Source organism: Mariniflexile sp., assembly GCF_052728615.1.
Genome location: NZ_JBFVFE010000002.1, coordinates 87,188 through 111,038 on the forward strand (window position 1 = coordinate 87,188; position 23,851 = coordinate 111,038).

At 35.8% G+C, this 23,851-nt stretch carries 24 protein-coding genes and 1 tRNA gene; 10 read left to right on the top strand and 15 right to left on the bottom strand.

Going from position 1 to position 23,851, the window contains the following annotated elements; translation table 11 throughout:
• Positions 1-120 precede the first annotated feature (120 nt).
• The 10 genes from ACU1LP_RS01610 to ACU1LP_RS01655 all read left to right on the top strand — a co-directional run bounded on the left by ACU1LP_RS01610 (position 121) and on the right by ACU1LP_RS01655 (position 7,357).
• On the top strand, positions 121-702 hold the full coding sequence (locus tag ACU1LP_RS01610) for an RNA polymerase sigma factor (RefSeq protein WP_445735377.1): 582 nt from the start codon (positions 121-123) through the stop codon (positions 700-702).
• Positions 703-707: 5 nt separating this feature from the next.
• The gene (locus ACU1LP_RS01615) at positions 708-1,436 is read left to right on the top strand and encodes a tetratricopeptide repeat protein (RefSeq protein WP_445731026.1); all 729 of its coding nucleotides are present in this window, start codon (positions 708-710) and stop codon (positions 1,434-1,436) included.
• A 646-nt stretch (positions 1,437-2,082) separates the two neighbouring features.
• Entirely contained in the window at positions 2,083-2,850 is a 768-nt protein-coding gene (locus ACU1LP_RS01620; protein ID WP_445731037.1) for a TatD family hydrolase, read from the top strand.
• Between the two features lie 102 nt (positions 2,851-2,952).
• Complete coding sequence (locus ACU1LP_RS01625) at positions 2,953-3,984, top strand: asparaginase (RefSeq protein WP_445731027.1); 1,032 nt, start codon at positions 2,953-2,955, stop codon at positions 3,982-3,984.
• Positions 3,985-4,060: 76 nt separating this feature from the next.
• A tRNA-Ser gene (locus ACU1LP_RS01630) sits at positions 4,061-4,148 on the top strand.
• A 78-nt stretch (positions 4,149-4,226) separates the two neighbouring features.
• Positions 4,227-5,006, top strand: coding sequence for a MotA/TolQ/ExbB proton channel family protein (locus ACU1LP_RS01635; RefSeq protein WP_445731028.1), 780 nt, complete (start codon positions 4,227-4,229; stop codon positions 5,004-5,006).
• Positions 5,007-5,027: 21 nt separating this feature from the next.
• On the top strand, positions 5,028-5,450 hold the full coding sequence (locus tag ACU1LP_RS01640; protein ID WP_445731029.1) for a hypothetical protein: 423 nt from the start codon (positions 5,028-5,030) through the stop codon (positions 5,448-5,450).
• 3 nt (positions 5,451-5,453) lie between these two features.
• The gene (locus ACU1LP_RS01645; protein ID WP_445731030.1) at positions 5,454-6,041 is read left to right on the top strand and encodes an ExbD/TolR family protein; all 588 of its coding nucleotides are present in this window, start codon (positions 5,454-5,456) and stop codon (positions 6,039-6,041) included.
• A gap of 16 nt (positions 6,042-6,057) precedes the next feature.
• Positions 6,058-6,534, top strand: coding sequence for an ExbD/TolR family protein (locus ACU1LP_RS01650; protein WP_445731031.1), 477 nt, complete (start codon positions 6,058-6,060; stop codon positions 6,532-6,534).
• 130 nt (positions 6,535-6,664) lie between these two features.
• A complete protein-coding gene (locus tag ACU1LP_RS01655) occupies positions 6,665-7,357 on the top strand; it encodes a porin family protein (protein WP_445731032.1) in 693 nt (230 codons plus the stop codon).
• A gap of 10 nt (positions 7,358-7,367) precedes the next feature.
• On the opposite strand, the gene ACU1LP_RS01660 is transcribed toward ACU1LP_RS01655, so the two are convergent.
• From ACU1LP_RS01660 to polA, 15 genes are all read right to left on the bottom strand, one after another.
• Positions 7,368-7,976: a hypothetical protein gene (locus tag ACU1LP_RS01660; RefSeq protein WP_445731033.1), complete on the bottom strand. Its 609-nt coding sequence runs from the start codon at positions 7,974-7,976 to the stop codon at positions 7,368-7,370.
• On the bottom strand, positions 7,976-9,436 hold the full coding sequence (rpoN, locus tag ACU1LP_RS01665) for an RNA polymerase factor sigma-54 (protein WP_445735378.1): 1,461 nt from the start codon (positions 9,434-9,436) through the stop codon (positions 7,976-7,978). The genes ACU1LP_RS01660 and rpoN overlap by 1 nt, the downstream gene beginning before the upstream one ends.
• A gap of 265 nt (positions 9,437-9,701) precedes the next feature.
• Positions 9,702-11,135, bottom strand: a complete 1,434-nt coding sequence (gene asnS / locus ACU1LP_RS01670; protein WP_445735379.1) for an asparagine--tRNA ligase — start codon at positions 11,133-11,135, stop codon at positions 9,702-9,704.
• Positions 11,136-11,174: 39 nt separating this feature from the next.
• Positions 11,175-13,571, bottom strand: a complete 2,397-nt coding sequence (locus ACU1LP_RS01675) for an efflux RND transporter permease subunit (RefSeq protein ID WP_445735380.1) — start codon at positions 13,569-13,571, stop codon at positions 11,175-11,177.
• A 47-nt stretch (positions 13,572-13,618) separates the two neighbouring features.
• Positions 13,619-14,890, bottom strand: a complete 1,272-nt coding sequence (locus ACU1LP_RS01680; RefSeq protein ID WP_445735381.1) for a hypothetical protein — start codon at positions 14,888-14,890, stop codon at positions 13,619-13,621.
• Positions 14,891-14,959: 69 nt separating this feature from the next.
• Complete coding sequence (gene frr / locus ACU1LP_RS01685) at positions 14,960-15,517, bottom strand: ribosome recycling factor (RefSeq protein ID WP_445733264.1); 558 nt, start codon at positions 15,515-15,517, stop codon at positions 14,960-14,962.
• A gap of 48 nt (positions 15,518-15,565) precedes the next feature.
• Positions 15,566-16,273, bottom strand: a complete 708-nt coding sequence (pyrH, locus tag ACU1LP_RS01690) for a UMP kinase (protein ID WP_445734944.1) — start codon at positions 16,271-16,273, stop codon at positions 15,566-15,568.
• A gap of 151 nt (positions 16,274-16,424) precedes the next feature.
• The gene (locus ACU1LP_RS01695) at positions 16,425-16,730 is read right to left on the bottom strand and encodes a hypothetical protein (RefSeq protein WP_445734943.1); all 306 of its coding nucleotides are present in this window, start codon (positions 16,728-16,730) and stop codon (positions 16,425-16,427) included.
• Positions 16,727-16,936 (bottom strand): DUF4160 domain-containing protein, encoded by a 210-nt coding sequence (locus ACU1LP_RS01700; RefSeq protein ID WP_445735382.1) that lies wholly within the window; start codon positions 16,934-16,936, stop codon positions 16,727-16,729. Before ACU1LP_RS01700 ends, ACU1LP_RS01695 begins: the two co-directional genes overlap by 4 nt.
• 255 nt (positions 16,937-17,191) lie before the next feature.
• Entirely contained in the window at positions 17,192-18,166 is a 975-nt protein-coding gene (tsf, locus tag ACU1LP_RS01705) for a translation elongation factor Ts (RefSeq protein WP_445735383.1), read from the bottom strand.
• Positions 18,167-18,250: 84 nt separating this feature from the next.
• Positions 18,251-19,030 carry a 30S ribosomal protein S2 gene (gene rpsB, locus ACU1LP_RS01710; protein WP_445735384.1) on the bottom strand — a complete coding sequence of 260 codons (780 nt, stop codon included), beginning with the start codon at positions 19,028-19,030 and terminating at the stop codon, positions 18,251-18,253.
• A 201-nt stretch (positions 19,031-19,231) separates the two neighbouring features.
• Entirely contained in the window at positions 19,232-19,618 is a 387-nt protein-coding gene (gene rpsI, locus ACU1LP_RS01715; protein WP_445733164.1) for a 30S ribosomal protein S9, read from the bottom strand.
• Positions 19,618-20,073 carry a 50S ribosomal protein L13 gene (gene rplM, locus ACU1LP_RS01720; protein WP_445733163.1) on the bottom strand — a complete coding sequence of 152 codons (456 nt, stop codon included), beginning with the start codon at positions 20,071-20,073 and terminating at the stop codon, positions 19,618-19,620. The genes rpsI and rplM overlap by 1 nt, the downstream gene beginning before the upstream one ends.
• Before the next feature lie 167 nt (positions 20,074-20,240).
• Positions 20,241-20,603 carry an iron chaperone gene (locus tag ACU1LP_RS01725; protein ID WP_445735385.1) on the bottom strand — a complete coding sequence of 121 codons (363 nt, stop codon included), beginning with the start codon at positions 20,601-20,603 and terminating at the stop codon, positions 20,241-20,243.
• Between the two features lie 322 nt (positions 20,604-20,925).
• The gene (gene polA / locus ACU1LP_RS01730) at positions 20,926-23,787 is read right to left on the bottom strand and encodes a DNA polymerase I (RefSeq protein ID WP_445735386.1); all 2,862 of its coding nucleotides are present in this window, start codon (positions 23,785-23,787) and stop codon (positions 20,926-20,928) included.
• Positions 23,788-23,851 lie beyond the last annotated feature (64 nt).

Genomic DNA, 23,851 nt, shown 5'->3' on the forward strand with positions numbered 1-23,851 from the left:
GATTAATTAAATTTTTGTTTAGCCAATTTTTGACTGTTACACCCTTATATCAAAACCATTTAAAAATTGTTACCCATTTATTTTAAAGTTTTTTTAAATTAGCAGTAAATACAAGGGTTAATGAGCGAAAAAAAAATACATGAAGACCAAAAGTATATTGATGGATTGTTGAAAAACAACTCCTTTATTATACAGGCTATTTATGATAAGTTCGTGCCAAAGGTTATTAATTATATAAAACAGAATAGTGGCGATGCAGACAAAGCCCAGGATGTGGTGCAAGACACTTTAATAACCATTTATAATCAGGCAAGTGAAAAGAAATTAGAGCTTACCTGTCCGTTTGATGCCTACTTCTTTTTATTGTGTAAACGGAAATGGTTAAATGAATTGAAAAAAACGTCTTTAAAAGAGGTAACAATTAATGAGGAAGTTTTATATAAAGATGACGACGCTCAAGAACTAGCGTTTGAAACATCTTTGTTTGGCGAAAAACAAGCCTTATTTACCGAAATGTTTCAAAAACTAGGAAATGCTTGTAAAGAATTGTTGACGGCTACTTTTAAAATTAAATCGATGGAAGAAGTAGCATCAAGTTTAGGTGTAACATACGCTTATGCTCGAAAAAAGAAATCTTTATGTATAGGCAAATTAACAGAGCTGGTTCAAGAGTCACCAAAATTTAACCAACTTAATAATTAATTGTCATGGACGAGCAAGATTACATACTATTCGAAAATTATCTTTTAGGAGAACTTTCCAAAGAAGAAATAATTGCTTTTGAAGCCCGCTTGGAAAATGATTCAAAATTCAACGAAAGTTTTAAGACTTATAAAGAACTTTCCTCTTTTTTAGAACATAAATTTGAAAACGAAACAATTTCAACAGCATTTCAAAATAACTTAAAAAATATATCCAAAGCCTATTTTGAAAAACAAGAAGCACCTAAAAAACGTTTTAAACCTTGGCAATACGCTATGGCTGCCACTATAGCATTATTAATAGGTATAACCGTGTTTAACAATTTATCAACGCCTGATTATGGCGATTATGCAAATTACGACAGCATTAGTTTAACCGTAAGAGGCGAACAAGATGCCCTATTAAAAACCGCCGAAAATGCCTTTAATACAAAAGATTATGCTAAAGCGGAAGCAGCTTTTAAAAGTTTAATGGTATTGGAAAAAGACAATGCTGAGTTACAATTTTACAGAGCCATAGCCAATTTAGAATTAAATAAATTTGAAACTGCTGAAAGCTTATTAACGAGTTTAAGCAAAGGGCAATCGGCATATAAATACAAAGCAATCTGGTATTTGGCTTTAAGTAGTTTAAAACAAAAAGAATACGATGCTTGTTTAGAAATTTTAAAAACCATTCCAGAAGATGCCGACGATTATAATAAAGCACAAAAGCTTATAAAAAAGTTGGATTGACACCCCACCTCACAGGTTTTTAAAACACAAGTGTTCGGAAGTTGAAAATTTTTGATAAACCGTTCCCCTCCTTGGAGGGGTTAGGGGTGGGTTTTATATTTTTTATCTCATTTTTAAGTACATGACAAAAATTTATTAACATCAAATTATTAAGTACATGACAAAAAATTAGATTGACCTTCTGTAAATGGTACTAATCCCACTGAAATTGAGACCTGTCAGGTTTTTAAAACCTGACAGGTCTGGAACACATGAGATTATTAAACTGCTGACAATTAGTTATATAACATTTATTTTTCAATTTTTGTCATGTACTTATATCAAATTATTAAAAAAAACTCCTTAAATAATTCCTCCCCTTTTTTCAAGGGGAGGTGCCGATAGGCGGAGGGGTCGACTTAAATAATTTTTTTAATGAAATATCTTTTTTTGTCATGTACTAAAATCTCATTTACAAAAAGGTTGTATTAATTTACCCACCCCTAACCCCTCCCAAGAAGGGAATTAAAACGTGTTTAATTTTAAATTAAAGGTTCTTACCAACTATTTCATCCATTTTTATGGCAATATTTTGTCTTCTGAACACTAAATGTTTTTAAAACCTGTGAGGTCTTTATTTATTAATATTCTTCATTATTTTTACCAAATGATAATTACCGATACCCACACCCATTTATATAGTGAAGCTTTTGATGAGGATAGAAACGACATGATAGCGCGGGCATTAAATGCAGGTGTTTCACGTTTTTTTATTCCAGCTATTGATTCCACTTATACAGAATCTATGCTTCAGATTGAAAAGCATTATCCTGAGAATGTTTTTTTAATGATGGGTTTGCACCCAACGCATGTAAAAGACAATTATAAGGACGAGTTAAAGCACGTAGAAGAGATGCTCGCAAAGCGAAAATTTTATGCAGTAGGTGAAATTGGGATTGACTTGTACTGGGATAAATCGACATTGGGTATTCAACAGGAAGCTTTTAAGTATCAAATTCAACAGGCTAAAAAGTATAAATTACCTATTGTTATTCATTGCAGGGAAGCATTCGATGAAATTTTTGAGGTTTTAGAAACCGAAAAAGATGATGATTTATACGGGATTTTCCATTGTTTTACAGGAACTTTAGAACAAGCACACCAAGCCATATCCTATAATATGAAATTAGGAATAGGAGGTGTTGCCACTTTTAAGAATGGTAAGATCGATCAGTTTTTAAATCAAATGGACTTAAAACATATTGTATTGGAAACCGATTCGCCCTATTTAGCACCTGCCCCATACAGAGGGAAGCGAAACGAAAGTGTATATATAATTAAAGTACTGGAAAAATTATCAGAATTATATGGTGTGTCTTTAAAACAAGTAGCAGAAATAACCACTCAAAATTCTAAAGACGTATTTGGAATATAATCGTAAATTATTATGCAAAGTTCAAGTTTTTAAGTTCAACAATTTAAATTCGTTAATCGTTAATCGTTAATCGTTAATCGTTAATCGTTAATCGTCAATCAAATGAACAGATCAAAACCAAAAATATTACTTATTTATACTGGCGGAACCATTGGGATGGTAAAGGATTTTAAAACGGGCGCTTTAAAAACCTTCGATTTTAAAAACCTTTTGGATAAAATACCCGAATTACAATTACTGGATTGCCATATTGAAACGGAATCTTTTAAAGACCCCATAGATTCTAGCAATATGAGTCCGGAATATTGGGTTCAAATTGCCGAAATAATAGAAACAAATTACAATATATTTGATGGGTTTGTGGTGTTGCACGGCAGCGATACCATGAGCTATACAGCATCGGCATTAAGTTTTATGTTGGAGGATCTAGCAAAACCCATAGTATTTACCGGGTCTCAATTGCCAATTGGCGATTTAAGAACCGATGCCAAAGAAAATTTGATAACGGCGGTTCAAATGGCATCGTTGCAAGAAAACGGCAAGCCTTTGGTTAAAGAAGTGTGTTTGTATTTTGAATATAAATTGTACCGGGCCAACAGAACGACAAAAATAAATGCTGAAAATTTTAAGGCTTTTGCATCTTTAAATTACCCCGAATTGGCAGAATCGGGGGTGCATTTAAAAATCAATCACGACTATTTATTGAAGATAGGTACCACAAAACCGCTGAAAGTCCATAAAAATTTAGATACTAATATTGCCCTCATCAAACTGTTTCCTGGCATTTCCCAGACATTTTTGCAGAATATTTTAAGCACATCAAACCTAAAAGCGGTAATTTTGGAAACTTACGGTGCCGGAAATTGCACCAATGCACCTTGGTTTATTAAACTTTTACAAGAAACAATTAAAAAAGGCATTCACATTATTAATGTCACCCAATGTTCGGGCGGCAGTGTTATGATGGGGCATTACGAAACCAGTAACCAATTGAAAACCATAGGGGTTATTTCTGGAAAAGACATAACTACCGAGGCGGCCATAAGTAAATTAATGTATATGTTAGGTAAAAATGTCCCTAAAAAAAAGTTCAAAACCACCTATGAAACCGCATTGCGAGGGGAAATGTTTTAAAATTAACCTTTAAAATTTTAGCATTCAAAGTTTTTTTTGTTATTTGAACCCCCGTAATTAAATACAATTGAAATACAGAGAGGTGGCCGAGTGGTCGAAGGCGCACGCCTGGAAAGTGTGTATACCCCAAAAGGGTATCGAGGGTTCGAATCCCTTCCTCTCTGCTGTAATTTTTATTTTTTTATTGTATTTTTTTTATATCTTTAGCACATTAATTAACTAATAAAATTAAGATTTAGAACATGAAAAGATTATTTTCTATCCTTGCCATTACAGGAATGATGGCTTTTGGAACTGTTAATGCAACTACAAATGCAAACACAAGTACAGTTGCAACAACTGTAGCAAGTATTACTCAAGAACCGGAAGAAACTGCTGCACCAGCGGAAGACCTTGGGTTTCATCAAGAATTAAAAAAGAGATTTATTGAAGGAGGTCCTGGATTTATGGGGATTGTATTATTATGTTTAATTCTCGGATTAGCCATCGCTATAGAAAGAATTATCTTTTTAAACCTTTCAACAACCAACACCAAAAAACTAACCCAAGAGATAGAGGATGCTCTTGCATCTGGAGGTGTTGAAGCTGCTAAAGAAGTATGCAGGAATACAAAAGGACCCATCGCATCTATTTACTACCAAGGCTTAGACAGAACAGACGAAGGTCTGGAGGCTGTTGAAAAAGCCGTTGTTGCCTATGGAGGTGTTCAAATGGGACAATTAGAGAAAAATGTATCTTGGGTTTCATTATTTATCGCATTGGCACCCATGTTAGGGTTCTTGGGAACTGTAATCGGGATGATTCAAGCGTTCGATAAAATTGAAGCAGCTGGAGATATGCAACCCTCACTTGTTGCGGGAGGTATTAAAGTAGCATTGTTAACAACCGTATTTGGTCTTGTTGTGGCAATGATCCTTCAAGTTTTTTATAACTATATTATTGCTAAGATTGATAGTATTGTTAACGATATGGAAGATGCTTCTATCACGTTAATGGACTTATTGATTAGAAACAGAAAGTAATAATTTAAACAAAATAAAATCATGAATTTACATAAAATACTCAAGTATTTGGCTTACGCCCTTGGTATTATTGGAACTATTTTTGCGTTAATGATAATGATGACGGATTCAGATAGTATAATTGACTATATGTTGATAGTTACCTATGTAGTGCTTTTTATAGTAATATTTTTAATCCTTGTATATGTTATCAAAGGCCTATTTGCAGGTAACATCAAAAAAACGTTAACAACTGTGGGATTGTTTTTAGCGATTATTATAATTTCTTATCTGATATCCTCTGGAACAGATTTAGATTTAAAACAATTTAACGATAAAGGATTGGGCATCACAGAAAGCATTTCTAAGAATGTTGGGGCTGGTTTATACGCTTTTTATATTCTTATAACCATTGCGATCATAACCACCTTTCTATCAAGCGCAAAAAAACTATTTAATAAATAAATTATGGCAAAAAGAGCAGCACCAGAAGTAAATGCAGGCTCCATGGCCGACATCGCATTCTTACTATTGATATTTTTCTTAGTAACAACTACTATTGAAACAGACTCGGGTATTAACCGTAAACTTCCACCCATGGAAGAGTCTGATGAAGATGTTATTATCAAGCAAAAAAATATTTTTACTGTGCTATTAAATGGTAAAGATCAATTGCTTGTTGAAGATCAATTAATGGAAATAAAGGATATTAGAAAAGCAGCCATTGAATTTCTTGATAATGGAGGCGATGGTACGTGCTCCTATTGTAATGGAAAGAAAGACCCATCTTCTTCTGATAATCCGGACAAGGCCATCATATCATTAAAGAATGAACGCGAAACTACTTACAAAACGTATATTGCGGTCCAAAATGAACTTGTGGCAGCATACAACGAATTAAGGAACAGGAGGGCTCAATCACTGTACGGTAAATCTTTTACGGAAATGGAAGCAAACCTTAACGATGTCAATTGGCCAGGGAATAAAGCGAAGTTAAAGGAACAACTTGAAAAAATAAAAGTTGAGTATCCACAAAAACTTTCAGAAGTACAATAATTTAACATTTACAAATATGTCTAAATTTAAAAAGAAACAAGGAGGCGATATGCCAGCTATATCTACGGCATCGTTACCGGATATTATATTTATATTGTTGTTTTTCTTTATGGTAGCCACAGTAATGAGGCAAAATACCTTATTGATAGAGAATAATTTGCCATTTGCAGATCAAGTTGAAAAGTTAGACAAGAAAGATTTGGTAATGTATATATATGCTGGTAAACCAAGTGCTAATTATAAACAATACGGTACAGAGGCGAAAATTCAACTGAATGATAAGTTTGCTGATGTTAATGAAATTGCGGCTTTTATTGCATCAGAGCGCGCATCTAAAAGAGAAGAATTAGTTCCGTTTTTAACCACTGCTTTGAAAGTGGATAAAGATGCCAATATGGGATTGATTGGGGATATAAAGCAGGAATTGCGAAAAGTTAATGCACTTAAAATAAATTACACCACTAAAAAAGGTAGTGTATTTAATAATAATTAATTAAAAAATTCTTAATTTTATTTAAAAGGCGTTTTGAAATTTCAAAACGCCTTTTAATTTTTAATATCTTCATAGTTATTATAAAAGCATGTTATATTTGTGAATATCAGTTTGAATTACCCTGGCAATAATGAAGTATATATTTAAAATCCTAATTGTTTTATTAAGTTTTCAATGTGCCTTTTCACAAGAGAGTACCATTAAAGAAATAGATTCCTTGTATAAAGAAGATCAATTTTACTTAGGGGTAACCTATAATTTGCTTGGTCAAAAACCGGATAAATTATCACAAAATGGTTTTTCAACGGGGCTTCATTTCGGGTTTATCAATGATATGCCCTTAAACGAAAATAGAAATGTGGCTCTTGGGGTGGGGCTTGGTGTTTCAATAAATTCATTTAACCAAAACTTACTGATCGATAAAGACAATCCGGGTGCTTTTACCTATAGCTTATTGGATGGTAATTCCACCTATTCCAAAAACAAGTTTTACCGAAATTTAATTGAATTGCCCATAGAGTTTCGCTGGAGAACCTCTACACCAACGGAATATAAATTTTGGCGAATTTATACGGGGTTTAAACTCGGTTATATTATTACTAGTGATTCTAAATTTAAAGGACAGCCCGAATCAATCAAATACCATAACATTAATGATTTCAATAAACTCCAATATGGTTTGACATTGAGCGCTGGTTACAATACATGGAATTTGTATCTGTATTATGGGCTAAATCCCATTTTTTCAAAGGATGCTGTGTTAAATGGAAATGCTATTGATATCAATGCCATCAAAGTAGGATTGATGTTTTATGTGCTGTAAATAGAAAGCATTAGTTAAACCAATAATTGATTAAAATCAGCTGAGGAATGGCCCCTATAAAAACGCCCACAATCAATTCGCTATAAGTATGTGCTTTTAAATGTAGTCTTGAGGTGGCAACTGCCCCCGTTATAATGCTCATTAAAGCCAGGGTACCATTTATATTTATATTAAAATGGATGCTTAAAGCTATAAAAAACATGAAAAGTCCAGATACAGATATCATATGTAAACTAGCTTTGAATTTTATGATTGCCAGCATTAAACAGGTTATTGTTGATATCAAAATACCGACAAAAAAGTAATAAAGTTCTAAAATTTGGTTTGGAGTTATAATGCGTTGCAGCACAATAAGGATGATAATGCAGTTTAAAACCAAAGGAAAAACACGTTCATTGGTTGTTTTTAAATAAATGGACTGCACCTTGCCCAAGGTTTTTAATAAAAAGTAGATTAAAATGGGCAAGATTACTGTAAGAATGAATAATGAAATGATTTTTGCCTGAATAATTTCATTTGGGATAAAACGTGGCGATTTTGAAAAATAAAACACAACCCCAAGCAAAGGCATAATCAATGGATGGAAAATAAACGAGATACTTTTTAAAATACGGTCCATTATATCTTTTTACGCAATCGAGCCACCGGTATATCCAATTGCTCTCTGTATTTAGCTACCGTACGTCGTGCTATGGGATAGCCCTTTTCCTTTAAAATCAAGGCTAAAGCTTCATCGGTTAAAGGCTTTCTTTTTTTCTCTTCTTCAATAACCGTTTCGAGTATTTTTTTAATCTCTCTGGTAGAAACGTCTTCACCTTGGTCATTTTTCATGGATTCTGAAAAGAATTCCTTTATCAATTTTGTTCCGTAAGGCGTATCAACGTATTTGCTGTTTGCAACCCTAGACACGGTTGATACATCCATGGATATTTCATCTGCGATGTCTTTTAAGATCATCGGTCTTAAATTACGCTCATCGCCCGTTAAAAAATAGTCTTCTTGGTAGTGCATAATGGCGCTCATGGTAATAAACAAGGTTTGCTGGCGCTGTTTAATGGCTTCAATAAACCATTTGGCGGCATCCAATTTTTGCTTTATAAAAATAACGGCATCTTTTTGGGACTTCGATTTGTCTGTAGCATCTTTGTACCCTTTCAACATATCGTTATATTCCCTGGATACATGAAGCTCCGGTGCGTTGCGTCCGTTTAGTGTAAGTTCCAACTCGCCATCAACAATTTTAATGGCGAAATCCGGCACTACATGCTCAACTATTCTATTGTTTCCTGAAAATGAACCCCCTGGTTTAGGGTTTAAATGCTCTATTTCGCGAATGGCATCTTTAAGCTGCATTTCGGTAATATCAAATTTTTGAAGCAATTTATCATAATGCTTCTTTGTAAATTGATCGAAAGCTTCATCAATGATAGCTATTGCCAGTTCGCTATCGGGCGATTTTTCTCTTCTATGTAATTGGATACTTAAACATTCCTGCAAATTTCTGGCACCAACACCAGCAGGATCCAATTGATGCACAATTCTTAAAACTTTAGCTATTTTTTCCTCGGAAGTATAAACGCTTTGGGTAAATGCCAAATCGTCCATAATATCTGATAAAGTTCTACGGATATATCCACTTTCGTCCACGCTTCCCACTAAAAATTCGGCTATTTCACGCTCTTCATCATCTAATCTATACGTATTTAACTGACTTATTAAATGCTGCGTAAATGAAGTTCCCGCAGCATAAGGCATCGTTTTTTCTTCGTCATCACTACTGTAGTTATTTGCCTGGGTGCGGTAATCGGGAATTTCGTCATCACTTAAATATTCGTCAACGTTGATATCATCATTACCTATGGATTCACTATCGTCAAAATCATCGTTGGTATTATCAAAATCAGAATCAAACTCGCCTTCAATCTCTTCGGCGCCACCCTCCAGTGCTGGGTTTTCTTCCAACTCTTGTTTTAATCGTTGCTCAAAAGCCTGTGTTGGCAGCTGGATCAATTTCATCAATTGAATTTGCTGCGGCGACAGTTTTTGCGATAATTTGAATTGTAAATGTTGTTTGAGCATATTTCGATTTGGTTTCTGTAAAAATAAGAAACTATTTTTAGTACATGACAAAAATAATCTTACATCATAAAAATAACTATTAAAGTTGACCCCTCCGCCTATCGGCACCTCCCCTTGAAAAAAGGGGAGGAATTATTTAAGGAGATTTTTTTAATAATTTGATGTTAATAAATTTTTGTCATGTACTTAAGAAACTATTTATAATAAAGACCTGTCAGGTTTTTAATCCCGATAACTATCGGGGCTGACAGGTCTAAATAGGGAATTAAAATTCCGCATTCTGTGGTGTTCTTGGAAACGGAATAACGTCCCTAATATTACCCATACCCGTTGCAAACATAACCAAACGTTCGAAACCTAAGCCAAAACCCGCATGTACAGCAGTGCCAAACTTGCGTAAATCCAAATACCACCAAAGATCCTCTTCAGGAATATGGATGGCGGCCATACGTTTTTTTAAGACATCCAAACGCTCTTCACGTTGTGCACCACCCACAATTTCGCCAATGCCTGGGAATAAAATATCCATGGCACGAACGGTTTTTCCATCGTCATTCAAACGCATGTAAAAGGCTTTGATGTTGGCTGGATAATCAAATAGGATAACAGGGCATTTAAAGTGTTTTTCAACAAGAAAACGCTCATGTTCACTTTGTAAATCGGTACCCCATTCGTTAATGATATATTTGAATTTCTTTTTCTTGTTCGGGGTGCTATCACGCAATATATCTATAGCTTCGGTATAACTTACGCGTTTAAAATGATTGTCGGTTACAAAGTTTAATTTTTCAATTAAACCCATATCGTTGCGTTCATTTTGGGGTTTTGTTTTGTCTTCGTCCTTTAATCGGGAATCCAAAAATTCCAAATCTTCACGATTATTTTTAAGAATATATTTTAAAACAAATTTCATAAAATCCTCTGCTAAATCCATATTACCGGCCAAATCCATAAAAGCAACTTCCGGCTCAATCATCCAAAATTCTGCCAAATGGCGCGAGGTATTTGAGTTTTCGGCTCTAAAAGTAGGGCCGAATGTATATACTTTTCCTAACGACATGGCATACGTTTCAGCTTCTAATTGACCAGAAACAGTCAGATTGGTTTCTTTACCAAAAAAATCTTTAGAATAATCGACGTTACCTTCTTCATTTAAAGGCGGTTTTTTAGCATCCAAGTTGGTCACTCTAAACATTTCACCTGCACCTTCGGCATCACTTCCTGTAATGATGGGTGTGTGTACATAATAAAATCCGTTGTCATTAAAATATTTATGGATGGCGAAGGATAATGCGGAACGCAAGCGCATCACGGCACTAAACGTATTGGTCCGGGTGCGCAAGTGCGCATTTTCCCTTAAAAACTCAAAGGAATGCTTTTTAGGTTGAATGGGGTAGGTTTCTGGGTCTGAATCTCCTAAAATTTTAATTTCCTTAACTTGTATTTCCACCTTTTGCCCTTTGCCTTGGCTTTCGACCAATTCCCCTTTAATATGAACAGCAGCGCCTGTTGTAATACGTTTTAAAAGGGCTTCGTTAAAGGCTTCAAAATTTACTACGCATTGAATGTTGTTTAAAGTGGAACCGTCATTTAAGGCAACAAAACGATTGGCTCTAAAGGTTCTAACCCATCCTTTAATTTCTACTTCAGGGATGATGATTTCTTGCGTTAATAATTCTGAAACAGTGCGTGTCTTCATAAATGCTGATTTATAATGTAAATATATCAAATTCTGAATTCAGAATTCTGGATTGGTTTCGTCTTCTTCTGGAATAATATTAATGGTAGGTTCTCTTAAAACTTCTTTATTGGCGATGCTACGTTCTAAAGATAATAGTAGCGAGGGTAGCAATAAAAGGTTTGAAAGCATGGCGAATAACAAGGTTATTGAAACCAAAGCTCCTAGTGCCACGGTGCCGCCAAAGCTGGAAATGGTAAATACCGAAAACCCAAAGAACAATACAATGGACGTGTAAAACATACTGACCCCCGTTTCGCGTAAAGCACCATATACCGATACTTTAATTTTCCAGTTATTGGCTTGAAGCTCTTGCCTGTATTTTGCTAAAAAGTGAATGGTATCATCCACCGAAATACCAAATGCAATACTAAACACCAAAATGGTTGATGGTTTAATGGGAACCCCCAAATAGCCCATTAACCCTGCGGTAACCAAAAGCGGAATAAGATTAGGTATTAGCGAAATGATGATCATACGCGCAGACCTAAACATGTATGCCATAAAAAGCGCTATTAAAAAGATGGCAAGCGATAAGGAAATAGCCAGGTTTTTAACCAAATATTTGGTGCCTTTTTGAAATACAAAGGCTTTTCCCGTTATGGTTACGTTGTATTGTTCTTTCGGGAAAAGTTTGTCTATTTTGGTTTGGAGGTTTTCTTCGATGCGTTCCATTTTATCGGTGCCTACATCTTTCATAAACGTTGTGATGCGAGCGTATTGACCGGTACTGTCCACAAAATTTTTAAGCAAATCGACGCTCGATGTCGAGTTTTTTGCATACGATAGTATGAAACTGTTTTCTTGTGAAGTAGGCAATTGATAAAATTTGGTGTTTCCGTTATAATAGGCTTGTTTGGAATATTTAACTAAATCGACTACCGAAATGGGTTTCGATAATTCGGGGATTTCCACAATTAATTCTTGCAATTCGTCCATACGCTTTAAGGTAGAAAGTTTCATAACCCCTTGTTTTCGTTTGGTGTCAATCATAAATTCCAGTGGCATGATGCCATTAAACTCTTTTTCAAAAAAAAGGATATCTTCAAAAAACTCGGTTTTTTTGGGCATGTCCTCAATTAAACTGCCCGTAATTCTAATTTGATAAATACCAATGATGCTCACTAACAATAATAGCAAGGCGACGGAATAAATGGCGATGCGCTGATGCTTAACCATGCGTTCCATCCAAGTTACAAACCCACCTATCCAACGTTTATTAAGATGCTCTAAATGCCGGTCTTTTGGGTAAGGCAAAAAGCTGTAAAGAATTGGGATGATAAGCAAGCACAAAATAAAAATGGCCAATATGCTTAAAGAAGCTACAATGCCAAACTCTTTTAGCAACGTACTTTCTGTAAGGATAAAAGTGGCAAAACCCGAAGCGGTGGTAATGTTGGTCATTAAAGTGGCATTGCCAATTTTTGTAATAACGCGCTGTAACGATTTTACTTTATTGCCATGTAATTTTACTTCGTGTTGGTACTTGTTAATTAAAAAGATGCAGTTTGGAATACCAATAACGATAATCAAGGGGGGGATAAGCGCCGTTAAAACCGTTATTTCGTAGTTCAATGCTCCCAAAATCCCTAAGGTCCACATGACCCCAATGGAAACCACCACAAGCGAAATGAGTGTGGCCCTAAACGACCTGAAAAAGAAAAAGAATATAATTGAAGTGACCAACAAAGCCGCTAGTACGAACCAAACAATTTCATCAACTATTAATTGGGCGTTCAGTGTTCTAACATAAGGCATGCCCGAAATGTGGACTTTTAAATTGGAAGTCTCTTCAAAGGCCTTCACTTTTGGTTCCAACACATTGATTATAAAATCTTTCCTCGCGGAAGTATTAACAATGCCCTTATCAAGATAAATAATGGTTCGTATCGTTTTTGTTTTTTTGTTGAACAAAAAATTATCGTAAAACGGATATTGGTTAAAAAGTTCGTCTTCAAGCTCATTTATTTGTGCCAAGGAAGCTATAGAGTCCTTAATAAACGGTTTTAGCGTGAACTTTTGCTGCAGCGTATCTTTTACAAGTTTTTGAAGGTCCTTAACAGATATAACTGTTTCAACTTCATCGTATTTTTTAAAACTATCCGAAAGTTTGTTCCAAGCATTCAGTTTATCAACCGATAACAGACTGCTGTCCTTTACGCCAATAACAATGAGGTTGCCTTCTTCGCCAAAGGTTTTTAAAAAGTTGTTATAAATTATATTTACTTCATGGTCGTCTGGTAAAAGATTCGCTTCCGTGTAGGTAAAACGCATGTTTTTCCATTGCGTACCAAATAAAACGGTAATGATTAGAATACTGATAAGTATACCAATTTTATTACGTAAAATCAATCCAGCGATAACGTCCCAAAAATCTTTGGTAAAAAGTTTTAACATGCCTTAAATAAAAGTTGGGCAAAGGTAGAAAAAAGGAGGGTATTACCTCATAAAGAGACGTTAAATGTAAACTTAAACGCAACATTATCACCAAATTCCGGCAAGTGGTAAGCACCATAGCGATATGTAAAGCTTAAACCAAAACCAAAGAGTAGCTTATTAATTTCGAAGCCAGATTCTGTATAGCCTTTTTTTAACGAGCCAAAAGTTATATTTAGGTGTCGTTCGGGGTTTTTAATATCGCCAATGGCATAACGGGTAATCAATACAAGTTGGGGTTTATAGCGTTTGGAAATGTTGAAGGGTTTTATGAAGTGCTTAAATTGAAATGTGGTGAATTTATCAGAAAAGAATTCATTGAAAAACATGGTTTCAAAACTGTTGATTCCTGCAACCGAAAACCGTTGCATAATGGTTTCTTTGTTAATGTTATTGGGGTAGGCATGGTACAAATGCGTTAAGGGAACGTCTCCATTTGCAATACCCCCTACCAAGGTTATTTCAGAAATGTTTTTATTTTTGTGAAAAATTTGATGAATGGTCCTAAAGTCCACTTTTGAAAAACTTAAATCGCTTTTAAAAACATCGGCAAAGCTTTTGGTGTATTGAAGGGTAATTATCGGGTATTCATTTTTCTTTTTCTGGATCTCATTTTCAGGAACTTCCGAACTTTTAAAAGGATTCCATTGCATGGCGAATTTAGCGGTACTCAAATCGAAAGCATTAAGGATGCCTTGATTGGTTACATAACCATAGCTATAAGTGGGTTCAATGGCACTTACGGCAAATTCAGATTGTACGGCTAAACCAGAAGCTATTTCATGTTCAAAAGCAATGGATTTTGTAATGTGTTTATGGAACAGATCAATGTTTAACAACCTCGGTTCAAAAAACTGAAAAAATCGCTTGTCGGTTAAAAACTTGGTGCTGCCGGTTTCCTGTAAATCGTCCGTATATGAAAAGGTTATCCAGGTGTCGCTTTTTTCAGCTAACCGAAAACTACCGCCTACACTGTATTTAAAACGATGGTCCCTAAACCCGTAAACCCCGTAGCTGTTTATGCGAACTTTTTCAGAAAAATCTTCATTGGTAATGCCGCCAATTCCGGTTCTAACTCCTTCGTATTGATTGTATTTTATCAGGTATCTTAAATCGAAATTAAAGTATTTGGTTGGAATAAACCCGTTACCAAGTGCTTTTACAAATTCCTTTTTTTTTATGGAATCCTGTTCGGGTTCTAGCGGAGTTTCTAAAATGGATTGGGTATGGGCTATGGTAGCACTTAAAAAACATACAAGAAGAATACCATATCTAAACATGTGCAGAACTAAAGCTAAAGGGTTATAAAAAAAGCGTCCCGATTGTTATCGGGATTAGTCGCTTTAAAATTATACAGTCATGATTTCCTTTTCTTTAACATCGAATAGATCATCAATTTTCTTAACGTATTTATCAGTCAATTGTTGCACATCAACTTCGGCATTCTTTATTAGGTCTTCAGAAACGTCCTCTAATTTTTTAATGTCGTTATTGGCATCTTTCCTTGCAGATCTTACGCCAATTTTAGCGTCTTCAGCTTCAGCTTTCGCTTGTTTTGCCAAATCACGACGACGTTCTTCAGTAAGTGGTGGCACATTTATAATAATGGTGTCGCCGTTGTTCATGGGATTAAAACCTAGGTTTGCAATTTGAATGCCTTTTTCAATTTCCTGGATCATTTTCTTTTCCCAAGGTTGAACTGTAATGGTTCGTCCATCGGGCGTATTCACATTGGCCACTTGGTTTAAAGGTGTTTGTGCACCGTAATAGTTTACCATAACACTACCAAGCATGGCAGGACTGGCTTTACCGGCGCGAATATTAACAAATTGTTTTTCCAGATGCTTAATGGCACTGTCCATAGCTTCCTTCGTGGTGTCTAATATAAATTGTATGTCTTCGTTCATGGTATTAAACTTTTTTGTCGATCCAATTCTCAAATATTAAGCCAAAATTTAGATATTGACTTCAGTACCCACTTTTTCACCGGAAACTACTTTCAGTAAGTTTCCTTTTTTGTTCATATCGAACACAATGATGGGAAGTTGGTTTTCCTGACTTAGGGTAAATGCCGTGGTATCCATGACTTTCAACCCTTTTCGTAATACATCCTCAAAAGATATGAAATTAAATTTAACCGCTTTGGCATCTTTTTCCGGATCTGCATTGTAAATTCCGTCCACACGTGTTCCTTTTAAAATAACATCGGCTTCAATTTCTATGGCACGTAAAACGGCCGCAGAATCTGTAGTAAAATAAGGGTTTCCAGTACCGCCGCCAAAAATAACCACGCGCCCTTTTTCTAAATGGCGCATCGCTTTACGGCGAATAAAAGGCTCAGCAACCTGATTTATATGAACGGCAGATTGTAAACGGGTTGGCAATCCAGCATCTTCCAAGGCACTTTGCAACGCTAATCCGTTTATTACGGTGGCTAGCATGCCCATATGATCGCCTTGTACACGATCCATACCGTTGCTAGCACCTGCAACACCTCTAAAAATATTCCCGCCGCCAATAACTATGGCAACTTCCACGCCTAAACTGGTAATGGCTTTAATATCTTGGGCATATTCAGATAAACGTTCTGGATCTATACCATATTGGCGATTTCCCATTAGGGCTTCACCAGATAATTTTAGGAGTATTCTTTTGTATTTCATTCTTTAAAGCTGGGTTTTTTCGCTTTCGCGGAAAATAAAGTTGTGCAAATATAAACAATATAATAAATTGCTTAAGCGGATTTTTTGCATAAAAAAACCACTATCCTTTAAAAGGTAGTGGTTTGTTTATGAGGTTTTGCGATGAGTAAGATTAATCAAACTGGGCATTTACTTTTGAGGATATAGATTTTAAGTACGCAAAATCTGGAGAAATATCATAGTTGCAAGGTATGGTAATACCGTTTAAATCCTTCATTTGGGCAACACCTTCCCAGTATATTTCTCCAAAAGACCCAATTTTCGCTTGGTTAAACACTTTTTTATTTAAAATACTTTTCATGTACTTTTGTTCTGGATTCAATACTTGTTGTAAATCAAGTATTTTTTGTTCTCCATTTTCAAAAAAGCATAAAATTTTAAATGGCTCTTGAATGTATATGTTTATTATTTTATTCATTTTAAAGGTTCTATTTTGTGAAATTCTTTAGAATTCCACATTTCCAATAATTCTTCCTTATGTATTTCTGCCCGAGCTTTAACAAGTTTTAATTTGCTAATGGTTAAATCTCCATCTAAAATTGCGCCGTTACTAATTCTTATATTTGCTTCAAATTCGCCATATTTAACTTTAAAATGAGGTGGATTATGGTCATTGAAGAACATTTAAACTATTATTCCGTAAAACCTACTTATTTCATGTGATTATATTGCTTGTTTTTTAACGGTCACATGGTTCTTCCATCTAATAATACCAATGGATATCGAGAGTTCGTTGTGGAAGTTTCAGGCATATACAAAGTTATTAAAAATTGTGTTACTAAATTTTTTTTGCATAAAAAAACCACTACGGTTTCAAAGAGTAGTGGTTTTGATATGTGGGATTCCTTCCCGATAGCTATCGGGATTCGCAGGAATTGGTTATCCTAAAGTAACACGTTTAAATCCTGTAATGGCAACATCTCCGTAAGATGCAACATATTTGGCAACGTTTATTTTATCGTCTTTAATAAAATTTTGATCCAATAAACACTGTTCTTGGTCTAAAGTCGTATTATCTGAAATAAAACGCTCTATTTTACCTGGTAAAATACGATCCCAAATTTGTTCTGGTTTGCCTTCTGCTTTTAATTCGGCCTTTGCAGTTTCTTCCGCTTTAGCCAACACTTCTGGTGTTAATTGAGCCATAGAAATGTATTGAGGTACATTTTTAAGTGTTTTTCCTAAACGAGCAAATTCTTCATTGTCTTTTTCAATCACAGCAATTCTTGCTTCCAATTCTGACGCAATATAAGCAGGATCGAAATCTTTATAAGATAATGTAGTGGCGCCCATAGAAGCTACTTGCATAGCCACATCTTTAGATAAAGTTTCTGCATTTTTTACGTTTGCAGATAACCCAACTAAAGCAGCAATTTTATTTATGTGAACGTAAGAACCAACATAAGGTGCTTCCAATTTTTCAAAAGCATTGATTTCCAATTTTTCACCAATAACACCGGTTTGCTCAATTAATTTTTCAGCAACAGTCATCCCACCAAAATCGGCAGCCAAAAGTTCTTCTTTGGTGTTATAGTTAAAAGCTAAATCGGCAAATTGGTTTGCCAATGCAATAAAGTTTTCGTTTTTACCAACAAAGTCGGTTTCGCAACCTAAAACAATTGCAACACCTACGGTATTATCGGCATTTACTTTTGCAATGGCAGCACCTTCAGAAGACTCACGGTCTGCTCTGTTAGCTGCTACTTTTTGGCCTTTTTTACGTAAAACGTCAATAGCCTTGTCAAAATCTCCTTCGGCTTCAACCAAAGCTTTTTTACAATCCATCATGCCTGCACCAGTTGCTTGTCTTAATTTATTAACCTCTGCTGCTGTAATTTTTACTGTAGATTCCATATATTTTTAAATTTAAAAAAGTCGTTCAATAAATTCTGTAAAGAAAATAATTAAACGACTTTATTTGTATTATATAATTGTTAATTATTCTTCTTCGTCGGCTACAACTTTTTTAGATGCACGTTTTTTAGTTGGTGCAACTTTTTGGTCGTCATCCTCTTGGTCTGTATCTTTATCTGATTTTCTTTCAGCTAAACCATCAGCAATAGCTGCTGTAACATACGATAACACTTTATCGATAGATTTGGAAGCATCATCATTTGCAGGGATTACATAATCAACTTGACGTGGATCGGAGTTGGTATCAACCATGGCAAAAATTGGAATGTTTAATTTTTGAGCTTCTTTAATAGCGATGTGCTCACGTTTAATATCCACCACAAATAAGGCGCCTGGTAAACGTGTCATATCTACAATAGATCCTAAGTTTTTTTCCAACTTAGCTCTTAAACGATCTACTTGTAAACGTTCTTTTTTAGAAAGGGTCATGAAGGTGCCGTCTTTTTTCATTCTATCAATAGAAGCCATTTTTTTAACCGCTTTTCTAATAGTAACAAAGTTAGTTAGCATACCACCTGGCCATCTTTCTGTAATGAAAGGCATGTTGATAGCGGCCGATTTTTCAGCGACGATATCTTTTGCTTGTTTTTTTGTTGCAACGAATAAAATCTTGCGACCTGATGCTGCAATTTTAGCTAGTGCTGCACCTGCTTCATCAATTTTTGCCGCTGTTTTATAAAGGTTGATAATATGGATGCCGTTGCGCTCCATATATACGTAAGGGGCCATGTTTGGATCCCACTTACGTGTAAGGTGACCGAAGTGTACACCTGCTTCAAGTAATTCTTTTACTTCTACTGCCATTTTGTAATAGTTTACGTTCTGTTGATTAGCAATGTTCCATTTGGCTTTTAGCTTTTAGCTTTTGGCTCTTGGCTTCATTTAGATGCTTAACTAAATCCTCACTTTTGGGTGATGGACAACAATAACTGGTTTAAATTTTTTTTGTTTTCAACAAGATAGAGATAACTGATAAATAGATACCCAATCAAGTTGACGATGGTATTAACGTTTAGAGAACTGGAATTTTTTACGCGCTTTTTTCTGACCGAATTTTTTACGCTCCACCATTCTTGGATCTCTTGTTAATAAGCCTTCTGGTTTAAGTGTTAATCTGTTTTCTGCATCCAGTTCGCACATTGCGCGAGAGATGGCTAAACGAACAGCTTCTGCTTGACCAGTAATACCGCCACCTAATACACTTACTTTAATATCAAAGTTACCTTCATTATTAGTCAAGGCCAATGGTTGGTTTACTTTGTATTGCAACGTAGATGTAGTAAAGTAAGCGTTCAATTCTTTTTTGTTTACTGTGATATTTCCGCTTCCTTGAGCAACATATACACGAGCAACCGCCGTTTTTCTGCGGCCAATTTTGTGAATTACTTCCATTACTTGAATTCGTTTAAGTTAATTGCTTTTGGTTTTTGTGCAGCATGTGTGTGCGCAGTTCCAACAACAACATTTAAATTACGGAATAAATCGGCACCTAATTTGTTTTTAGGCAACATTCCTTTTACTGATTTTTCTACTACTCTTGCAGGATCTTTTCCAAACAATTCGGTAGCAGTTAAACTTCTTTGACCACCTGGATACCCTGTGTGACGAATGTACGTTTTATCGTTCCACTTGTTTCCGGTTAAGTTGATTTTTTCTGAGTTGATAACAATTACGTTATCGCCGCAATCAACGTGTGGTGTGAAGCTAGGTTTGTGTTTGCCTCTTAAAAGTTTTGCAACTTTTGAAGCTAAACGACCCAAAGATTGACCTTCAGCGTCCACTAAAACCCACTGCTTATCTACAGTAGCTTTATTGGCTGAAATGGTTTTGTAGCTTAATGTGTCCACGTTATTAATTATTTTTTATTAAACATTCCTCTCTCAAAAAGAGTTTGCAAATGTACGATAATCTGATTGATTACCAAACAGTAAACAAGAAATTTTATTTACCAGATATTAGGTTAGGAATCGGGATGTTTAATATTTGGATTTGATCAATTAAATGAAGGCTTTCATTATTTTGAAAATGATTCGTTTTCCTTGACCCTAAATTTCACAATACGGGTAATCAAGTCGATAGGTAGCGGTGCATTTATTGGAAATTGAACAGAGCCTTTACCTTGTTTATACACACTTAATTCCTTGGCAAAAACTTCATGCCCTGTTGGAGTGGCATAAAAACCGATATGTTTTGCATAACCTGCAAAATAAACCAATGGTTTTTTATGTGTTTTATACGCGGGCATTCCATACGAAATGGTTTCAATAGCTTCAGGCGCATTCTCTGTAATAATTTTTCGGATGGCGCTGAGTTTTTCTTGAACTTCCATTGGAAAGGTGCTTATATAAGCATCAACTGTTTTGAGTTCTGTTTTCATTTGATGTTTTTTATAAAAATATAAATTTTTTGGTTTGGGTTGTCCTCTGAAAGGGCTTCTGGATGTTTTTTTAATAGGTGTGCGAAATACGTCTTGTACACCCCTATGAGCTTCGCTCGGTACCTTCAAAACAAAATATATTTTGTTTCTCGCTAATCCTCAAGGGGATAATCTAACGGCATATCTTTGCGCTCGTCTACCTGGATGGACTTTTTTGCTTTGATTGATATTTAATCTTTATTGTTTTTGGTTACTGTTTTTTGATGTATATGAAAAGCTGCTGGGTTTGGATTGTCCCCTCGAGGGGACTTTAGGGGTGTTTTTAATGCGCCTCCAACCAATCATTCCCAACGCCCAAATCAACATCTAAAGGCACTTCCATTTTATAAGCATGTTCCATTTCGGTTTTTACCAATGTTTTTATGGTTTCCAGTTCGGGTTTATACACATCAAAAACCAACTCATCATGTACTTGCAAGAGCATTTTGGTTTTAAAACTGCCGGATTGAAGTTTCTCATAAATTCTAATCATGGCAATTTTGATAATATCGGCAGCACTTCCCTGAATAGGGGCATTTACGGCATTACGTTCGGCAGCCCCCCGAACCACGGCGTTTCTGGAATTGATGTCGTTTAAATAACGGCGTCTGCCCAAAACGGTTTGCACATAACCGTTTTCGCGTGCAAAATCGATTTGTTCGCCTATATATTTTCTTAATTTCGGATAGGTTTCATAATAGGTATCAATCAATTCTTTGGATTCGCTTCTGCTTAAATCGGTTTGATTGCTCAATCCAAAAGCGGAAACACCATAAATAATACCAAAATTGACCGTTTTCGCATTGCTTCGTTGTTCACGGGTCACTTCATTTAAAGGCACATTAAAAACTTTGGAAGCGGTGGAAGCATGAATATCCTCCCCGTTTTTAAAAGCCGAAATCATGGTTTCCTCTTTACTTAAAGCGGCGATGATGCGGAGTTCTATTTGCGAATAATCGGCAGCTAACAACACATAATCTTCGCTTCGCGGAATAAATGCTTTTCGAACCTGACGACCACGTTCGGTACGGATGGGTATATTTTGGAGGTTCGGATTGTTGCTTGAAAGTCGCCCCGTAGCAGCAACCGTTTGCATGTAATCGGTGTGCACACGTCCCGTTGATGGTTCCACTTGCGTTGGCAACGCATCTACATAGGTGCTTTTAAGTTTTGCGAATCCGCGATAATCCAAAATATGCTGGATAATGGCGTGGTCTTTTGCCAGATAACTTAAAATATCTTCGCCTGTGGCATATTGCCCGGTTTTGGTCTTTTTAGGTTTATCAACCAGTTTTAATTTATCAAACAGAATATCGCCCAATTGTTTTGGAGATGCAATGTTAAATTCCTCGCCAGCTTCGGCATATATCTTGGTTTCTAAACTTTTAATATCGTTATCAAGTGCTTCCGATAAGGAATTCAAGAATTTTTCATTCAAATTAATACCTTCCAATTCCATGGCAGCCAACACGCGAAGCAGCGGAACTTCTATATCATCAAACAGTTTTTTGGTATTGGCTTCACCCAATTCTTTTTCAAAATGTTCTTTAAGTTGAATGGTTATATCCGCATCTTCAACCGCATATTCGGTCTGTTTTTCCAGCGGAACATCGCGCATGGTCAATTGGTTTTTGCCTTTCTTTCCAATTAATTCTTCAATTGAAATGGGTGTATAGTTCAAATACGTTTCTGCCAACACATCCATGTTGTGGCGCATATCAGGATTTATAAGGTAATGGGCCAACATGGTATCGAACAGTTTTCCTTTAACTTCAATGTTATATTTGGCTAAAACCTTGATATCATATTTTAAATTCTGACCGATTTTTTGAATCTGTTCACTTTCAAAAAACGGACGTAATTGCTCAATAAGTTCCTGCGCTTCATTCCTGTTTTCCGGAAACGGTACATAAAAGCCTTTGCCCACTTCCCAAGAAAAAGCAATACCGACCAATTCGGCAGTTATGGGGTTCAGTCCTGTAGTTTCTGTATCAAAACAAACGGAGGTTTGGTTCATTAAATTTTTAATGAAGAGTTTGGTCGCCATGCCAGAAGCCACACTTTGATAGAAATGCGACGTGGTTTCGGCTGTTTTCCTAGTGTGTTGGGAAACAGTTTCAGTTTTTGTTGAAGTAGCAATATCGCCTCCAAACAACGAAAATTGTCCAGCGCCCGCCGAAGCAGTTTCTTTCCCCTTTTGTCCTTCGGACATTTTTCCCGAAGGGGAAACAGTTGCGTTTTCAGTTGGAACTGAAGTAACCTCAACAGAAAATGTTTTTTCAAAGTTTGCAAGCAATTGTCGGAATTCCAATTCCTGAAAAATTTCGGTCACTTTTACAAAATCGGGTTGGTCCAGTTCAAAATCCTTCGCATGGAAAACAACAGGAACATCCAACATAATGGTCGCCAGTTTTTTTGAAAGCACCCCCAGTTCTTTATTGGCTTCAATGTTTTCTTTCATTTTGCCCTTTAATTCGTGGGTGTTATCCAACAGATTTTCCATGCTTCCGTATTGGGCTAACAGTTTTTTGGCGGTTTTTTCGCCAACTCCAGGAAGTCCGGGAATGTTATCACTAGAATCGCCCATCATTCCCAAAAAGTCTATGACCTGTAACGGATTTTCAACCTCAAATTTCTTTTTAACCTCAGGAATGCCCCAAGTTTCATAACCCCCGCCAAAAACCGGGCGGTACATAAAAATATTTTCAGAAACCAATTGCGCAAAATCTTTATCGGGTGTTACCATAAAGGTTTTATAACCCTCTTTTTCGGCTTGTTTTGACAGCGTTCCTATCACATCATCGGCTTCATAACCCTCCTTTACCATGATGGGAATATGCATGGCTTTTAATATATCGTGAATATAAGGAACGGCAATTTTTATAGCTTCGGGCGTTTCATCTCTATTGGCTTTGTAAGCTTCAAACATTTCAACACGGTCGGTACTTCCGCCTTTATCAAAACACACCGCTAAATGGTCAGGGCGTTCGCGCTTAATAACGTCTAAAAGCGAATTCATAAAGCCCATAATGGCAGAAGTATCGGTGCCTTTGGAATTAATCCTCGGGTTCTTTATAAAGGCATAATAGCCACGGAAAATCAATGCATAAGCATCTACTAAGAAAAGGCGTTTTTGATCGGACATGTTGTTTGTTTTAAAGTGAAATGGTCAAGTCAAATGGAACGCAATCGAAAGTTTTTTTACAGTT

What these genes read in the sequence shown, in the direction of transcription:
- ACU1LP_RS01725 (WP_445735385.1), bottom strand. Translation starts at nt 20,603, where the DNA reads ATGAAAACAGAACTCAAAACAGTTGATGCTTATATAAGCACCTTTCCA.
- ACU1LP_RS01625 (WP_445731027.1), top strand. Translation starts at nt 2,953, where the DNA reads ATGAACAGATCAAAACCAAAAATATTACTTATTTATACTGGCGGAACC.
- ACU1LP_RS01695 (WP_445734943.1), bottom strand. Translation starts at nt 16,730, where the DNA reads ATGAATAAAATAATAAACATATACATTCAAGAGCCATTTAAAATTTTA.
- ACU1LP_RS01620 (WP_445731037.1), top strand. Translation starts at nt 2,083, where the DNA reads ATGATAATTACCGATACCCACACCCATTTATATAGTGAAGCTTTTGAT.
- asnS (WP_445735379.1), bottom strand. Translation starts at nt 11,135, where the DNA reads ATGAAGACACGCACTGTTTCAGAATTATTAACGCAAGAAATCATCATC.
- ACU1LP_RS01640 (WP_445731029.1), top strand. Translation starts at nt 5,028, where the DNA reads ATGAATTTACATAAAATACTCAAGTATTTGGCTTACGCCCTTGGTATT.
- ACU1LP_RS01660 (WP_445731033.1), bottom strand. Translation starts at nt 7,976, where the DNA reads ATGGACCGTATTTTAAAAAGTATCTCGTTTATTTTCCATCCATTGATT.
- frr (WP_445733264.1), bottom strand. Translation starts at nt 15,517, where the DNA reads ATGAACGAAGACATACAATTTATATTAGACACCACGAAGGAAGCTATG.
- pyrH (WP_445734944.1), bottom strand. Translation starts at nt 16,273, where the DNA reads ATGAAATACAAAAGAATACTCCTAAAATTATCTGGTGAAGCCCTAATG.
- ACU1LP_RS01610 (WP_445735377.1), top strand. Translation starts at nt 121, where the DNA reads ATGAGCGAAAAAAAAATACATGAAGACCAAAAGTATATTGATGGATTG.
- ACU1LP_RS01675 (WP_445735380.1), bottom strand. Translation starts at nt 13,571, where the DNA reads ATGTTAAAACTTTTTACCAAAGATTTTTGGGACGTTATCGCTGGATTG.
- ACU1LP_RS01645 (WP_445731030.1), top strand. Translation starts at nt 5,454, where the DNA reads ATGGCAAAAAGAGCAGCACCAGAAGTAAATGCAGGCTCCATGGCCGAC.
- ACU1LP_RS01650 (WP_445731031.1), top strand. Translation starts at nt 6,058, where the DNA reads ATGTCTAAATTTAAAAAGAAACAAGGAGGCGATATGCCAGCTATATCT.
- rpsI (WP_445733164.1), bottom strand. Translation starts at nt 19,618, where the DNA reads ATGGAAGTAATTCACAAAATTGGCCGCAGAAAAACGGCGGTTGCTCGT.
- rpsB (WP_445735384.1), bottom strand. Translation starts at nt 19,030, where the DNA reads ATGGCAGTAGAAGTAAAAGAATTACTTGAAGCAGGTGTACACTTCGGT.
- tsf (WP_445735383.1), bottom strand. Translation starts at nt 18,166, where the DNA reads ATGGAATCTACAGTAAAAATTACAGCAGCAGAGGTTAATAAATTAAGA.
- ACU1LP_RS01635 (WP_445731028.1), top strand. Translation starts at nt 4,227, where the DNA reads ATGAAAAGATTATTTTCTATCCTTGCCATTACAGGAATGATGGCTTTT.
- ACU1LP_RS01680 (WP_445735381.1), bottom strand. Translation starts at nt 14,890, where the DNA reads ATGTTTAGATATGGTATTCTTCTTGTATGTTTTTTAAGTGCTACCATA.
- ACU1LP_RS01700 (WP_445735382.1), bottom strand. Translation starts at nt 16,936, where the DNA reads ATGTTCTTCAATGACCATAATCCACCTCATTTTAAAGTTAAATATGGC.
- polA (WP_445735386.1), bottom strand. Translation starts at nt 23,787, where the DNA reads ATGTCCGATCAAAAACGCCTTTTCTTAGTAGATGCTTATGCATTGATT.
- ACU1LP_RS01615 (WP_445731026.1), top strand. Translation starts at nt 708, where the DNA reads ATGGACGAGCAAGATTACATACTATTCGAAAATTATCTTTTAGGAGAA.
- ACU1LP_RS01655 (WP_445731032.1), top strand. Translation starts at nt 6,665, where the DNA reads ATGAAGTATATATTTAAAATCCTAATTGTTTTATTAAGTTTTCAATGT.
- rpoN (WP_445735378.1), bottom strand. Translation starts at nt 9,436, where the DNA reads ATGCTCAAACAACATTTACAATTCAAATTATCGCAAAAACTGTCGCCG.